Annotated in this window: 10 protein-coding genes; all 10 read right to left on the bottom strand. The window is 45.9% G+C overall.

Annotation, left to right across the window (positions count from 1 at the left end; all coding sequences use genetic code 11):
* Nucleotides 1-30 precede the first annotated feature (30 nt).
* Nucleotides 31-1,734, bottom strand: a complete 1,704-nt coding sequence (locus ON006_RS13435; protein ID WP_244820306.1) for a GMC oxidoreductase — start codon at nucleotides 1,732-1,734, stop codon at nucleotides 31-33.
* A gap of 67 nt (nucleotides 1,735-1,801) precedes the next feature.
* Nucleotides 1,802-2,350, bottom strand: a complete 549-nt coding sequence (locus ON006_RS13440; RefSeq protein WP_244820307.1) for a gluconate 2-dehydrogenase subunit 3 family protein — start codon at nucleotides 2,348-2,350, stop codon at nucleotides 1,802-1,804.
* 11 nt (nucleotides 2,351-2,361) lie between these two features.
* Nucleotides 2,362-3,291 (bottom strand): sugar phosphate isomerase/epimerase family protein, encoded by a 930-nt coding sequence (locus ON006_RS13445; RefSeq protein WP_244820308.1) that lies wholly within the window; start codon nucleotides 3,289-3,291, stop codon nucleotides 2,362-2,364.
* Nucleotides 3,292-3,294: 3 nt separating this feature from the next.
* Nucleotides 3,295-3,933 carry a DJ-1/PfpI/YhbO family deglycase/protease gene (locus ON006_RS13450; RefSeq protein ID WP_244820309.1) on the bottom strand — a complete coding sequence of 213 codons (639 nt, stop codon included), beginning with the start codon at nucleotides 3,931-3,933 and terminating at the stop codon, nucleotides 3,295-3,297.
* Nucleotides 3,934-3,981: 48 nt separating this feature from the next.
* Nucleotides 3,982-5,736 (bottom strand): RagB/SusD family nutrient uptake outer membrane protein, encoded by a 1,755-nt coding sequence (locus ON006_RS13455; RefSeq protein ID WP_244820310.1) that lies wholly within the window; start codon nucleotides 5,734-5,736, stop codon nucleotides 3,982-3,984.
* 6 nt (nucleotides 5,737-5,742) lie between these two features.
* Nucleotides 5,743-9,183: a TonB-dependent receptor gene (locus ON006_RS13460; protein WP_244820311.1), complete on the bottom strand. Its 3,441-nt coding sequence runs from the start codon at nucleotides 9,181-9,183 to the stop codon at nucleotides 5,743-5,745.
* A gap of 298 nt (nucleotides 9,184-9,481) precedes the next feature.
* Nucleotides 9,482-10,699, bottom strand: a complete 1,218-nt coding sequence (locus tag ON006_RS13465) for a FecR family protein (RefSeq protein ID WP_244820312.1) — start codon at nucleotides 10,697-10,699, stop codon at nucleotides 9,482-9,484.
* A gap of 88 nt (nucleotides 10,700-10,787) precedes the next feature.
* Nucleotides 10,788-11,372 carry an RNA polymerase sigma factor gene (locus ON006_RS13470; protein ID WP_244820313.1) on the bottom strand — a complete coding sequence of 195 codons (585 nt, stop codon included), beginning with the start codon at nucleotides 11,370-11,372 and terminating at the stop codon, nucleotides 10,788-10,790.
* Between the two features lie 174 nt (nucleotides 11,373-11,546).
* Nucleotides 11,547-13,394 (bottom strand): chloride channel protein, encoded by a 1,848-nt coding sequence (locus ON006_RS13475; protein WP_244820314.1) that lies wholly within the window; start codon nucleotides 13,392-13,394, stop codon nucleotides 11,547-11,549.
* A gap of 510 nt (nucleotides 13,395-13,904) precedes the next feature.
* Nucleotides 13,905-15,248: an OmpA family protein gene (locus ON006_RS13480; protein ID WP_244820315.1), complete on the bottom strand. Its 1,344-nt coding sequence runs from the start codon at nucleotides 15,246-15,248 to the stop codon at nucleotides 13,905-13,907.
* Nucleotides 15,249-15,281 lie beyond the last annotated feature (33 nt).

Genomic DNA, 15,281 nt, shown 5'->3' on the forward strand with positions numbered 1-15,281 from the left:
GCCGCGGAGCCCCGGCGATGAAGGAACTGGTCACGACTGCAATTCGCCGACGATATGGTTGATAGCGCGCGCCGTTAAAGCCATATAAGTAAGGGATGGATTTTGCGTGCTGGTCGATGTCATGCAGGCTCCATCAGTCACTAATACATTGGGGCATGTGTGCAGCTGGTTCCATTCATTGAGCAGTGAAGTTTTAGGATCTCTGCCCATTCGAACACCGCCCATTTCATGAATGTCCAGACCGGGAGCACCCTTATCATCCGTCCTTTTAATGTTCTTAATTCCGGCGGCAGTATACATTTCTTCCATTTGATCATGATAATCCTGAATCATCAGCTCATCGTTGTCATCATATTTGATCGAAATTTTTAGTAATGGAATTCCCCACCGGTCTTTTTTTGTACTATCCAACTGAACACGATTGGATTCCTTGGGGATTGTTTCACCCGACATCCCGGACCCGACCCGCCACGCACCATATGTTGGATTCAGCAGCTGATCCTTTAATTCAGCCCCAATGCCGGATCGGTCCGATAGCAAGGGTCGGCTTGAACCTAAAAAGGCCGAATAGCCCCTTAGGAACTTGGTCTCCTGCTTTTTAACATTCCGGAAACGGGGAATGTAGGTGGCATTGGGTCGTCGCCCCTGCGTGGCAAATGAAGTTAACCCTTCAAACTCACCGGATATTTTGCCCCGATAGTTGTGAAAACCGACAAATTTCCCCATCAGCTCATGGTCATTTCCAAGCCCTTTCGGAAAGCGGGAAGACGTGGAATTTAGTAAAAGCAAATTGGTATTGAGCGAGCCGGCGTTTACACAAATTATTTTCGCTAAAAATTCGGTCTCTTCTCCGGTATGCTCATCAATGACCGTCACGCCCGTTGCCCGTTGCTGTTTTTCATCATAATTGATTTTCTGAACTACCGAATGATGGCGTATGGTGAGCTTGCCCGTTTTTTGGGCCCAGGGAATGGTCGACGAATTGCTACTGAAATACCCCCCTAGCGGACATCCTCTGCGGCATTGGTCCCGGTGCTGGCAACCTCCCCTGCCCTGCGCGGCAAAATGCCCGTAATTTCCGGTTATATGCGCGCATCGGGCGGCAATCAACCACCGGTCACTGTATTTGGTTTGGAGGATCGCTTTCAAATGCTCCTCCATCGCTGTCATTCCGAATGGCGGCAAAAACTCTCCGTCAGGCAGCACATCAATGCCATCACGGTTACCCGAAACGCCGATAAATTTCTCTACGTGCGAATACCAGGGCGCCAGGTCCTTGTACCGGATCGGCCAGTCGACAGCAAAACCGTCACGGATGGGCCCTTCAAAATCGTAGTCGCTCCACCGCTGCACCATCCGTCCCCACATCAGCGAACGTCCACCGGTCTGGTATCCCCGGAACCAGTAAAATGGCTCATCCTGGATATAGGGATGCTCATCGTCCTTTACAAACAGGTGCATTTTATCTTCCGTAAAAGCATGGCAGCGACTGGCGATGGGATTTTTGTCTATGATATCTTGCGGAACCTTGTTTCGGTGCTCGATTTCGTAGGGCATCAGATTGGCCGTCGGATAATCTGTGATATGTTTTATTTCCTTGCCTCTTTCCAGCAGGAGTGTTTTCAGCCCGTTTTCTGTCAGTTCCTTCGCTGCCCATCCACCCGTCATCCCACTTCCGATCACGATCGCATCAAAGGTCCTGTCCTTGATCGAATTAATATTCAAGTTCGCCATATGTTGTTGTTTCAATAATCATTAAACCAAAACTGGGTCCGGAGCTTTATCATATCCGGCCCCGATATTATCCGTATATATTCACCTTGTGGCCCGGAGTAATCCGGAATTTACCGTCGAACTTTCCAGGCATCATTTCGTAAGGCATGATTTCGGTCATGAAGTATTTGGAAGTAAGAAACCCTTGAATGGTATACTGCTTGGTGGTCAATAGGAACACCTTGACGGATTTTTCTTCCGGATTCTCATCGTTCCCGCTTAATCCCTTAATGAAAGCGGTTTCCATGGCCTTGTCTTTTAAGTCCTGATTTTCGACGGATTTTTGAAAAGCCCGTAATCCAATCATGTATATTTCCTGATCCTGCTTTTTCATGCAGTCATTGACCATCAACAATACGAAAGCCTTCAAATCCAACGCATCCGAACCTTTCACCTCAGGGTCCGACGGGATGATCACCTCTGCCAAATCCCCTAGAAAACCAACTTCCTTTTCCGAAATCCCCAGCTTTGCATATGCCGATGAAATAGTCTTCTTATCGTTATTGCGGCAGGCAGTAAAAGCCAGGATCCCGCCCGCAGTCACGCCCATCTGAATCAAAGCAGACCTTCTATCCATGTTATAAATCGTTATATTTTAGAAATACAAGTTTCAAGATATTTTCGTGACACATTCAGCTGCGCGGTCACCCCACCGGCTGTTTTTGCAACGGCCTCACCTCGTGGAAAAGAATGCATAAAGATCTCCGTCCATCCAGTATAGTTGATCTCTTTTAAAGCAGACAGTAATGGAATAAAATCCAGCGGGCCCTGACCGGGGAGTTGCTGCAGCTCCTCAGCTTTGCTCATATTTCCATTGCTCCCCTTACCATGCTGCCAGGCATAAAATAAAGTCAACCGCGGCCCGATATGCCGGATCAATGCAGCCATTTCCTCTGCGGTATGCTCCAAATGGTATGGGGCAAAAGCAATCCCGACGTTCTTTTGAGGGACAAATTCCAGCAACCATTTGATCGAGTCCGGTGTGAAGATCAGCGAAGAGGAATGGTTTTCGATCGCAACCACCAGGTCATGCCGCTCTGCCTGGGCAATGGTGGGCCGAAGGTTCTGGGCAAATTTCTTTACCTCGTTTTTCAATGCGTCGCCAGTCAGTCCCTTTTCTCCCTTTGCCCCGGTAACGATGATTTTGGTCCCAAACCGAGATGCCAGCTTCATCTCTTCTGCCAAGGCAAACGGGCCCAGCTTATATTGCGTAATGCATCCAAGCGAGGTTTTATGCTTTTTCAAAAGCTGCCGGAATTGATCTTCACCCAGCTCATCCAGCTGCTCCCGCTGATTGCCATGGACTTTAGGCCATATATCGATTGCCGCTGCCCCATTTTTTACCACTTCGGCAAGAATGGTATCAAGGTCCATATAACCATATAAACAGGAGGAAATCATGTAATTGAGCTTCCAGGCCTTTGCATCCCTGTCCAGCCAGTGCGATGGGAGGTCGGCCAGCATCGCCGACCCCATCATACCTGACGCTGAGTGAATAAATTCTCGTCTGTTGAGCATGTATCAACTTTTTAGCTTTAATACCTGTTCCACGAAAAGCTTCATGTACGGCGTATTGAAATCATGCCAGGTCCGGCAACTGATCAGATTACCATCCACCACCATAGGATCAGCTACATAAACGCCGCCCACCTGCGTAATGTCCAGCTCGCATTTGGCCACAGTCGTTAACTTTCTGTTTTTGATAACCCCTGCCGCAGCCAGTATTTCCACGCCATGGCAAACCACCGATACCGGTTTATTGGTTTCGAAAAAATGCCGCGTGATCCTTAGCAGATCCTTATCATATCTTAAATATTCAGGCGCTCTTCCGCCAGAGACGAAAATGCCGTCGTACTCTTCAGGACGAATGTCTCTGAAAGCTTTCTCCGCAGTAATGTGATAGCCCGGTGCCTCCTGGGTAATATCCCATCGAATAACGGCGTTCGGGGGGACTTCATGTGTAACCATATGGTATATGCGAGCTTCGGGGCCGCAAACCGTTACTTTAAAACCTTCTTCCTGCAAGCGAAAGAAAGGATAAAGGGTATCGACGGCTTCGGTTGCGTCGCCAATCGGCATCAGGATATTGCGGGTCTTTGCAGGTTGCCCGGCATTGGCCCGGGCTTTACGGCTTCCTCCTAACACAAAGGGGGTAGCCATAAGGATTTTGGTTAAATCTCGTCTATTCATGATTGTCATGTTCAATATTTAGTAATTGGGATCCTGTATCAAAACTCCTTTTTGCAAATCGATCTGGCTTTGAGGCAATGGCCATTTGGCATTTCTGGGAGCATAACTTGTTCCGCCCATAAAGCTCCTGTACTTCGAATCGTTGGCAATGAATTTAGAAAGCACCTGTTGGTCAATTCCCCAGCGAACAAGATCAAAAAAGCGGTTGCCTTCAAGGGCTGTTTCCAGGCGTAGTTCCATTCGGAGCGCTTCCCGGGCATAGGCCTGGCTCGGGAATGTGGTATACTCGCCAAGTTTATAATTCGCAGCCGGCTCTGTATAATCAACTACAATCGGGATCGATGGCCCAAACGATGTGTTTTTTACCTTTCCGTACACAATGTCATTCGAGGCTCTCCGCCGCACCTGATTGATCAATTCCTTGGCATAAACCAGATCATTTTCCTCTATCGCACATTCAGCCCTCCATAACAGAACATGGGCGTATCGGTAGAATCTGAAATTTTTTGCGTTTGCCCTCGCAAATGTGGATTCGGCAGCGGTCGCAGCTTCCCTTTTATAGTACATCTGCTTTTTTCCGGCATATGGACCGCCATTATCCTGATCCCTCACAAAATCTCTCCCGGAGTGTATACCCCAGTCCAGATAGGGAATTCCTCTCCTGCCGACCGTCCAGTCCAGTCGGGGGTCGAACAGGTGGCCCGGGGGTACAAAAGTTTCCTCGGGGTTAATCCCCATATCATTGGGCAGCGGTGTATCATTGTACCTGGGTCCATTGATTCCCAACAATGGCAGCCCATTCGCATCCACTTTAAATGCATTCACCAAATCATCGGAAGGTTGAAAAAAACCGCAACAGGTTGGAAGGTACCGGTTATACGGCAACGTCAGCCAGGAATCGGAATTTCCGTTCCGGCCCTGCGTCGTGCCGTCATTGACGGAATATTGAATTTCAAAGATAGATTCAACATTATTCTCAGTATAGGAGGTATAATTATGGTAAAAGCTATCCACCAGGGCAAATTTCTTACTGTTAATGACCATGTCCAGTAAGGTTTTGGCTTCACTGTACTCCTTTTGGAACATATGGACATACGCTTTTGCCGTAATGGCAGCGAATTTCGTAGCTCTGCCCGGATTCCCGGCGAAACGCTCCGGCAGGTTATCGAGAGCAAACTGTAAGTCCTTTTCTAGATCATCCCAGATTAACCTGTCATTGGGCACCTTGCTTGGGTCCTCCACTTCTTCGGATATATAGGGGACCTGATAATGCATGACCTGCATTCTGAAATGATACAGCCCCCTGAGAAAACGGGCCTGTCCTTCCAAAATTTTCCGGTTGCTTTCATCAATCGCTGATCCAGCATTCTTGATCGCTCTCAATACGTCATTGCATCTGGAAATACCATCGTAGTGAACCTGCCATTTGTATTCGATCATAATATTGGTCGGCAATGCCACATATTGCTCAATCTCACCTGCGGGAGATAAATCGCCCGGTGTACTTCCCTTATAGGAGTCATCCGAAGCTGAGTTCCAGACCCAGTTTTTGATGGACGCTGCCGCGGACATATTTTGCTGGTTGGCCGTGCCGCTTCCCCATCCATCCAATAAGGAATATGCTCCTATAAGCAAATAATTGACGCCGTCGAGGGTATTCAACGATTCGGGAATAACAGTACCCTTGGGCTCTTTGTATAAGAAACTCTCCCCACAGGATTGCATCACAAGCTGCAAAGGAATGAGAACGATGAGAGAAAAAATTTTTTTCATCCTATGTTAGAATTTAAAATTTAAGCCAATTACAAATCTTCTGGGCGTTGGCCATTCACCAATGTCCACACCAAAACTGCTGTCCGACGTTTGAATCTGAGGGTCCAGCCCCGAATACCTGGTGATGGTGAACAGATTTGTAACCATCGCCGATAGCCGCAGTTCTCTCATTGCTATTTTGCTCAGTAGTTTCTTTGGTACGGTGAAGCCCAATTGGGCTGACTGGAATCTCAGGAAACTCCCGTCTTCCACATAATAAGATGAAGGAAGCTGACTGGTCACATCATTGACTTCCGCAATGGGCATTTTTGCGTCAGCATTGCTTGCCAGGTACGGACTTCCCCAGGACTCATACAGCCGTCTTTTTGATCTGTTTTTTTGGAATAAATTAAAATCCAGCGCCCGTCGGTTGACATTCATAATGTCATTACCCAGACTAGCATAAAAGGACAATCCGAGATCGAAATTTTTGTATTGCACATTTCCGTTAAGCCCGATTGTCAAATCCGGATGCGGATTGCCAACATAGGTCCGGTCTTTGTCATCAATAATACCATCGTTGTTTACGTCCCTGAACTTGAACCGTCCGGGTGCATTGTAGTTGCCAAATGCCGGATGTTCGGCTACCTCCTGGGTAGTTTGGAAAATACCGTCGACCTGATATCCAAAAAACTGAGGGAATGAGGTGCCGATCTGTGCCCTGGTGTAAATCTGGTCCCTGATTGCTCCTCCAATAATAACTTCTGCATCGTTCTCAGAGAGTTTGACGATTTTATTGCGGTAATGAGTCACACTCATTCCGACATTGTATTTGATCTGCGCATTTTTACTCTGGTTCCGATAGTCAATCTGCAAATCAACGCCCCGATTGTCCATATCTCCAATGTTCACGGACGGTACCGTTGCCTGGCCGTTTACCATCGGGATGCTTACCTGGTACAACATATCCCGGGTGCTGCGCTGCCAGAGGTCGAGCTCGACGAAAAAGTTATTAAAGAGCGTTAAATCCAGACCTACGTTGGTGGTAGCCGTCGTCTCCCATTTGGCATTGGGGTTTCCGAAAACTGCCGATTGAAACCCCGTTGTCAATTCGTTATTGTTGCCGTTGATGGGGTAATACGACATGTCCCGGCTCTGGTTAAATGTGGTAAAGGAATTGTAATTCCCGATCTGATCGTTTCCGGATTTCCCCCAGCTCAGCCGTAGTTTTGCAAAATTAAGCCAGGATTGTGTCTTGCTGTTAATAAAAGATTCGTCAGAAAGAACCCATCCCGCGGACATGGCCGGAAACATTCCATATCGGTTGTTTGTACCAAATCGGGAAGATCCGTCCCGGCGCAGGGTTAGGGTGAGCAGGTATTTGTCCTTAAAATCATAGTTGACACGACCAAACAACGAAAAGGTCGACCAGTCGCTCATTGTTCCCGAGTTTTGGATATTGCCTTCCCCGGCATCAATCACCCAATAACTTGGCGTTGTTGTCAAAAACCGGTTTCGCGATGCGCCCAGGGATTGTGAAACGCTGCCCAGGGCCTCGCTGCCTGCAAGGATGTCCAGCGTATGTTTTCCTCTGAACGTGTTTTTATACTCCATCGTGTTCACCCAGTTCCAGGTATAGGCCTTGTTGTAGCTTTCAGAAAGTTCAGGAAATGCCCTTGCTATATAACTCTCCGGATTGATTTCCAGCGGAGTTTTGGTATGGGTATAACCATAATTTAACCCGTACTGCGACTTAACTGCGAGATTCTTTGTCAGGTTTGCCCTGGCGTACATGTTCCCGATAAAAGTCAGGTTCTGGGTTTCACTGTCTTTATAGTAATCCAATTCGGCCAGCGGATGATAAAGGTTGGCCTGTATGCCTGTCAGCCGGGTAAGAGGTGCCCAGTTTCCACGTATATCATAAACTGGCATGAGCTCTGCAACATCCAGGAGCTGTCCGAAAATAGACCCTTCGGAGTTCTGTGTTTGCAGACCGCTGTCGTTGGTATAACTTAGGCCGAAACTCTCTCCGATCTCCAACCATTTTGTTACATTAAAAGAGATATTGGAACGCACATTGTAGCGGTCAAAACCGGTCATTTTTACCATCCCGTCCTCCTTTAACGCACTGGCTGCGAATCCGTAAACCGTATTTTCGGTTCCTCCCACAATACTCAGGCTGTAATCCCTCGTAAATCCCGAATTCAGGATTTCTTTGTACCAGTCTGTGCCGGCATGGTTGAACTTGGTGATCGGGTAGGTAAAACGGTTATACTGACTTTCGTCTACCTGGTCTGCCCCGGCCGGGATCAGATACTGCGGGAGGTGCGGGGTTTCGCCGCTTCCAAAAATAGGGTGTGAAGGCTTGATACCGGAATTTTTGGCTTGCATCCAGAGTAATTCTGCATACTCCTGTGTATTTAACATGTCATACCGTTTGAAATTCTTCATCGTGCCGATGCGCGCACTGAAGGATACCTCCACCGGTTGAGATTTCCTTCCTTTGATCGTGGTTACCAAAATAACACCATTCGCTCCCCGCGCACCATAAATGGCTGTCGCAGATGCATCTTTTAAGACAGTAACCGATTCAATTTCAGAAGGACTGAGTTGATTGATTCCACCCGTCCGAGGCACTCCGTCGACAATCCACAGCGGGTTATTATTATTGATTGTGCTCAGTCCCCGGATACGTATTTTTGAATCACCGCCCGGCGTATTGGTGTTGGTTACGGTTGCACCGGCAATGGTGCCCTGTAGGGCTTGTGATACATTTGCGATCGGATTATTTTTAACCTTCTCGCTGCTGATGGTGCTGACGCTTCCGGTAAGGGTGACTTTCTTTTGGCTGCCATAGCCGACTACAACCAATTCCTCCAAATGCTTTTTATCCTGCATCAACACGATGTCAAGAATAGTCTGATTGTTTACCACCTTTTCGACGGTGAGATACCCGACAAAAGAGAAAACCAATACGGATTGCGTAGTGGGTACGTCAATCTCAAAGTGGCCATCCACATCGGTGACAGCCCCCTTCTGGGAACCTTTCAGGAGGATATTGGCTCCCGGTAGCGGGCTTTGACTTTCATCGACAACCTTCCCTTTGATCCGAATATCTTCCGCCTTTTTCGACTCGGTATCTACATTGCTTTTGTTAACCGGAACTTTACTTTTTTCTTCGGTCCTGATTACCACATTGCGGTCGAAGATCTTATAGGTAAGAGGCAATCCCGCAAATATTTGGTTCAAGACCTGTTCGATCGTGCCGTTGGTCACCTTCACTGTCACTTTCGTATGAACAGGTACTTCCATCTTGTCATACAAAAACAAATATGGGGTTTGGCTCTCAACAGCCTTCAATGCCGCTTCCAGTGAGATGTTATCTTTCTCCAGCGTTATTTTTTGGCTATAACCAGACGCCCATAACTGGGGTATAGCCAATACCAGCAGCATTGTGATTAATTTCATTTGCAGCAAAAAATTTGGAGGTACAAAGAATATGTACACTTTCCCCTTTTTGGACAAAGTATTAATTTCCATATATTTGTATGGATTAGGTAAATAAATGATTAATCTGTCAACAGGATTTTCAGCCAGGCCTAACCATTCAGGGAAAGTGTTCGCAGCATTTTCCCTGATTTTTTTGTTATCCTGACCCCATCTCAAACTGTGCTTAGGGAGCTCTTCTCATAAATCAATGGGTTTAATAATAAAACAATTTTCGACCTGGTATATAATAGGCTCCAATAACGTACTAACATATACGTCACTTGGTTATCGTGATCCTTCTTCCTTCTATCCGGTATTTTACACCGATATAATTAAGGATGTTCATAAATTCAAAAATACTGGCATCCCGTGAAACCTTACCCGAAAACCTTCGGATGGTAGGCTCACCTTCAAACCCGACATCCACGTCATACCACCTGCTTACTTCTTTCATGACGGTTTGAATTCCGGCATCCTCAAAATAAAACACCCCGTTCTTCCAGGCAACGACCTCTTCCATATTCGCAACGCTTTTGTTGATCGTTCCGCCCTTGTCAATACTTGCCTGCTCTCCGGGGATCAGGCGACTGCTGCCCCGCTTGTTGGTGAGGATCACCGATCCTTTTACCAAGGTGGTCCTGGACATTTCCTCGTCAGGATAATTTCTTACATTGAAACTGGTTCCCAGAACATTTACCTCTCCACCGGTGAATGAGACCTTAAATGGCCTTGACTGATCGTGAACTACTTCAAAAAATACTTCTCCCTGAATGGACACACTCCGCTCATTTTTTTTGAATGTAGTAGGAAAAGTAATGGAAGAAGCCGTGTTCAACCATGCTTTGCTCCCATCCGGCAATACAATTTCATACCTTCCGCCCCGTGGTGTTGAAATGGTATTTGACCCATGTTCTACTGCAAGATCATGCTCTCTAACTGCCTTGTAAACAATGGTTCCATCCTCTGATTTGTTGATTTCGGTTTTACCTTGAACGGCCAGAACTCCCTCCGCGGCCTGATCCAGTGCAATCTGCGACCCGTCTGCCAAGGTCAAGGTAGCCCTGTTACCCGCGGGAGCAATCTGGTTCACGGCGGCGACCTGGTTCTGCCCTACCGGCCTATGGGTCTTCTTCCACATTCCCCACATGAGCCCCAGCCCACCGGCAATAATGCATACTGCCGCAATGTATCGGTACCACAAGGGCCTGCTCTTTTCTCTGCACTCGTCTACCTCTCCAAAGTTTGAGTCTTCCCCGTTCGCTTTCTGGGAGGCCGGTTCGAGAATGAAAGCCAGCATCTTTGAGCTTTTTTCTGAATCAATGATTTTCTCCTGCTCGCTCAGCTCACTCCATGCATGATCGATCAACAACAAAAGCTGCCTGTCATCTTTTTCTTCCCTGACGAGTCCCTTTAGCTCCTCAATTTCACGATCTGTGGCAATGTTGTGGTAGTAGAGTCGGAAAAGTTCCGCCAATCGACTGTGGTGTGTACCCATTCTGGAAAATCATTATTTTACTATTTCAGCCTCTCAACTGTATAGACTCAAAATGAATAAAAAAGGGGGTAGGGCGGAATGAAATATTTTAAAAAAAAAGTAATATAATCCAAAGAAAACCACCAAACAGCTTTCTTTGAAGATATTTTGTGATGGATTTGCTCGCTAATTGCAGATAGGTTTTAACCGTCTCGCGGGAAATATTCAACCGCGAGGCAATTTCATGGTATTTGAGGTTTTCATGACGGCTTAGCAGATATACCGTACGCTGCTGGTTCGGCAGCTGATCAATGGCTTCGTCTATCCATTGAGGATGCTCGGAAACCTCGTTGTCGCCTTCTATTTCATCTTCGATCGTAGTCCAGTTGATGTCCAGGATCATAGCCCGTTCCTCGGCAAGTTTTTTCAATGCGCTCAACGCCTGATTCCTCGACGCTGCACTTAGATAAGAGCGAAAATCGTTTATTTCCAGCAAGCACTCCCTCTTTGACCATATTTTAAGGAAAACGTCCTGGACAACTTCCTCGGTTAATTCCCTCGACTTGGTAATTCGGAAAATATGTGTTGCTAGTAGCTGATGATATTGATTAAAGAACGAGCGGAACGCTCTCTCATCTCCTCCAACAATTTTAAGGATTACTTCTCTCTCATCGTAGACGGTTAGATACGACATCAGATGATCCGTTTATACTTTCTTACAATAGTACTTGGTTAATATTTATAATAAAAATAATTATAGTTCATTTTTACTCCAAACCGGAACATTAAAATAACGATAATGTTCAGCGGTAATGGAACGGCAGCCAGAGGACGCATGGCAAATGGGAAAGTTTAGCCCGGTACCGCACTAGCCTGAGTGTTCCTGCAAAAGCTTCCTATATCGGTCAAGCACACTTGATTTGGAGATAAAACCTGCGAACTCTCCGTTGGTTTTAATCACGGGCAGGTTCCACAACGCGGTTTCGTCAAATTTCTTCGCGACATCGACAACTGAATCTGACTCATAAACAACCCTTCCGACTGGTTTCATCAGACTTTTTACCTCTAATGATTTATCCAGCTCCCCGCCAAACAGTATTGGTCTTATCCCATCGAGATTGATAATTCCAGTCAGTACAGACTTGTCGTTTAAAACTGCAATCAGGTTTCGGTGCCCATTCTTCAAAACCTCCATGAGCTCATTCATTGAAGCAGTTTCGCTGATAAGCTGGGTATCCTTGTCGACTAAATCCATCGTATGAAGCAACGATAATAAATTTTTATCATGCTCCCTGGTAAAGATCTGCCTTTCCTTGACAAACCTTTCCATTTCCGGTGAGGTTGGAGAAAACCATTTGGCCATTAAAAAAGCAATGACCGAAACTATCATCAGAGGGATAAAAAGATCATATCCGGAACTGGATTCGGCAATCAGGAAAATAGCAGTCAAGGGAGCGTAGAGCACACCACTCATTACCCCCGCCATACCAACAAGAATCAGGTTCGTCATAGGCACATCTGCCATGCCAGCCCGCATACAAAGCAGGGCAAATGCGTAGCCCAACGACCCTCCCGCAAAAAGCGACGGCGCAAAATTGCCGCCATTGCCGCCACTCTGAATGGTGATGGATGTAGCGAAAGCTTTGAGCAGACAAATTACACCGACAAATAAAATGATAACCCATTCCCGATATCCGATGTATCGGAAAAAGCTATTGCTGATTACTTTCTGAATTTCTCCGTTTGTAAAGGATTTGATCGTCTCATATCCTTCTCCAAACAAGGGAGGGTACAGCACACAAAGCAAGGACAGTATCGAGCCCCCCAGCATTGCCTTCTGAACCCTTGACATTTTTAATGAATGAAAAAATCCTTCTATGTATCTTGCTATCAACAGAAAATACCTGGCATAAAGACCACAAAGAATTCCTAAAAGCAGGTAATAAGGGAGATTGTGATAGTCAAATGTCCCGCGTGAACGAAAAAGGAAGAGTACCTCTTCCTTGAGCAGTATGCGCGATATCAAACTTCCGCATACCGCAGCTACAACAAGCGGAATAAAATCTGAAAAGACAACTCCGGTAAGTAAAATCTCTATGGCGAACATGACACCGGCGATAGGTGCATTAAACGCAGCCGCGATGCCAGCTGTGGCACCGGCAGCGAGCAACAATGTCCGCTCCTTGTAATCCAGCTTGTAAGTCTGTGCGAAATTGGAACCGATCGCTGCGCCGGTAACAGCGATGGGGCTTTCTAATCCCGCAGAACCTCCAAAACCCACCGTAATTGCGCTCTGTACGATCTGCGAATACATTTTCACCGGCGATACCTTGCTGGCGTTTTGAGCAATTTCGTGCAGGATCACGGGAATTCCCTTTTTATCCTGACCATTAAAAATGTATTTCACAACGATGGTAGTGATGACAATCCCCAAAAACGGAAAAATGAGGTAGAAGAGTATCTGGTCTTCGAAGTGGACCTTCGCAGTGATCACATAGTGGATATAATGAACCAGCGATTTCAAAATTACCCCGGCAAAGCCAGCGGTGCTTCCCACCAAAATACCTGAAAGTATCAGAAACTGGCTTCTGGTAAGAAAACTTTTAAGCCAAAAGATAACGATTTCGTAGCTTCTGAATTTACCAATGCTGTAACGCGTAAAATTGCGCCTGAACTTTAGAAAACTGTAATATTTTTTAATACTGCTATTTCTCACATCCTATTTCTTTGATACTCAAATTAACATATTTTCGACGTGATAGTCACAGCAAATCTATGTACTTTCTAATTTGAGTTTCACTCGACGGCAATTTTTTAAGCGGATCCGCTATAATATTTACCTCGACGATACAGGCTGCGTCATTCAACATTAGCCTGTATGCGATGTAGAATCGTGATTTGCGCTGCAAGCGTCCACCAACAAGGGGAAGAAATCCTGTCGGGATGACAAATGAAAGCTACCCGGGCATCTCATAGTCATTATCACGGTTAAGCCGCCAAAATTTGGATCTTAAAGTTTAAGTTCCGTGAAAAAATTAGGTAAGGACAGCTTTATGCGTTTTTCAAACCGGGATCAGCCGCTTTATTATTTCATCCTTTGATCGGGCCTGCTGATCTTTATTCTCAACAGTACCGCCACATGGCAACAGGCTTAGCAAAAAAATAATGGAATAAGCTAGCCTTAGTTGAATTGATATCGGAAAGCTTCCTTAGACTATGAATCGGATCACAACTTTGTGAACTCGACCCGTCTGTTGTTCGCCTTGCCAGTCGGCGTATCGTTTGAATCCGATGGCTCGTTTTCTCCTTTTCCATCGGTCAACATTCTTGACGGATCGATTTTAAACTCTCCCGACAACATGCTTTTCACAGCTGCCGCTCTTTTCTGAGATAAAATAAGATTGGCCTGATTTTCTCCATCGCTGTCGGTATGCCCCACAATCTTAATCTTAACTGTCGGATTTTCAGCCAAAACGCCTGCAATATCTTTCAGCACTCCATACGACGACGGTTGAATAACATCGGAATTTGTGTTGAATAAAATCCCTCGGGTTATCAACTTTCCAGCAGTAATTAATTTGCTCCTGGTATCTGCTGACCCAATGGCATAGCGAATGTCAGAAACCATAAACTCATCCCTGTTCTCATTTTCGGAGAAGTTGAGATATTTGCCCCCGAATTTAAAAACATTATATTTTAGTTTTGAATCGAAAGCCTGTGGGATGTCGACAATTTTATTTTGATTGGCGTAAATCCTAAGCCTACTTTTTTGTCGCCAGATCGAAATCCTCACTCTAACCGGCTCTAAATGTTCGACGTCCTCGGAGGCAAAATCTTTTACCGAAAAGCCTTCATTCTTATTGACAACTTCCCCATTTTCAACCACATAAAAGCTGGTAGAAGTGTTGCTGGCTAACCACTTGAACTGAAAGTAATTACTGGTGTACTCTTCGGACAAATCTTTTTTAGGACTTGCGGAAGACGCGATCTGGAACTGATATTCTAAAATGTTCGAGCTTCGGTAGCGGGTAAACACGTCAAATTCAATTGTAAAATTTTCCGGCATATCTTTGATAAATTCTGGCTGAAAAAAGCCATCCTTGCTCATAAACAACCATTTGACAGGGCTATCACCCAGCGTTATCACTTCAGCCGATGAATTAGTATTCCACCCCACGGGGAAATCACCAATATTGGTATTCGAGAAATCTTCTGCCGCGATCACCTTCTCACCTGGAACAAAATCAAACTTTGAGTAGTAGGAAAGTGCAGATGCAGCCGTTTTCGATGCAGCGGTTTCCTTCCCTGCTCCTGAATCAGTTTGTTTTGGGGTATCTTCCTTACTTTCCGACACCTCCTCCTGTCCCTGCTTTTCCTTTTTATTTTTCTTTTTGAAAAGACTGCCGATTCCTTCCTCCACTTTGTCAAATCCCTTATCTATTGACTGGTCAATGCGGTTGTTGGCCCGGTCGGTTGCCTTTCGTTCAGCTGTTCTCTTCGGATCAATAATTTGCGCATTGGCTGGGCCGGCTACTAAACACAGCGCTAGGAAAATTTGAGTTTTATTCATAACATTTAAAGAAATTGGATGAATATTCAAATA

The sequence above is a fragment of the Dyadobacter pollutisoli genome, from assembly GCF_026625565.1.
Classification (GTDB): Bacteria; Bacteroidota; Bacteroidia; order Cytophagales; family Spirosomataceae; genus Dyadobacter; species Dyadobacter pollutisoli.

Coding starts and splice junctions, on each gene's coding strand:
- ON006_RS13435 (WP_244820306.1), bottom strand. CDS start 1,734: ATGGCGAACTTGAATATTAATTCGATCAAGGACAGGACCTTTGATGCG.
- ON006_RS13440 (WP_244820307.1), bottom strand. CDS start 2,350: ATGGATAGAAGGTCTGCTTTGATTCAGATGGGCGTGACTGCGGGCGGG.
- ON006_RS13445 (WP_244820308.1), bottom strand. CDS start 3,291: ATGCTCAACAGACGAGAATTTATTCACTCAGCGTCAGGTATGATGGGG.
- ON006_RS13450 (WP_244820309.1), bottom strand. CDS start 3,933: ATGGCTACCCCCTTTGTGTTAGGAGGAAGCCGTAAAGCCCGGGCCAAT.
- ON006_RS13455 (WP_244820310.1), bottom strand. CDS start 5,736: ATGAAAAAAATTTTTTCTCTCATCGTTCTCATTCCTTTGCAGCTTGTG.
- ON006_RS13460 (WP_244820311.1), bottom strand. CDS start 9,183: ATGAAATTAATCACAATGCTGCTGGTATTGGCTATACCCCAGTTATGG.
- ON006_RS13465 (WP_244820312.1), bottom strand. CDS start 10,699: ATGGGTACACACCACAGTCGATTGGCGGAACTTTTCCGACTCTACTAC.
- ON006_RS13470 (WP_244820313.1), bottom strand. CDS start 11,372: ATGTCGTATCTAACCGTCTACGATGAGAGAGAAGTAATCCTTAAAATT.
- ON006_RS13480 (WP_244820315.1), bottom strand. CDS start 15,248: ATGAATAAAACTCAAATTTTCCTAGCGCTGTGTTTAGTAGCCGGCCCA.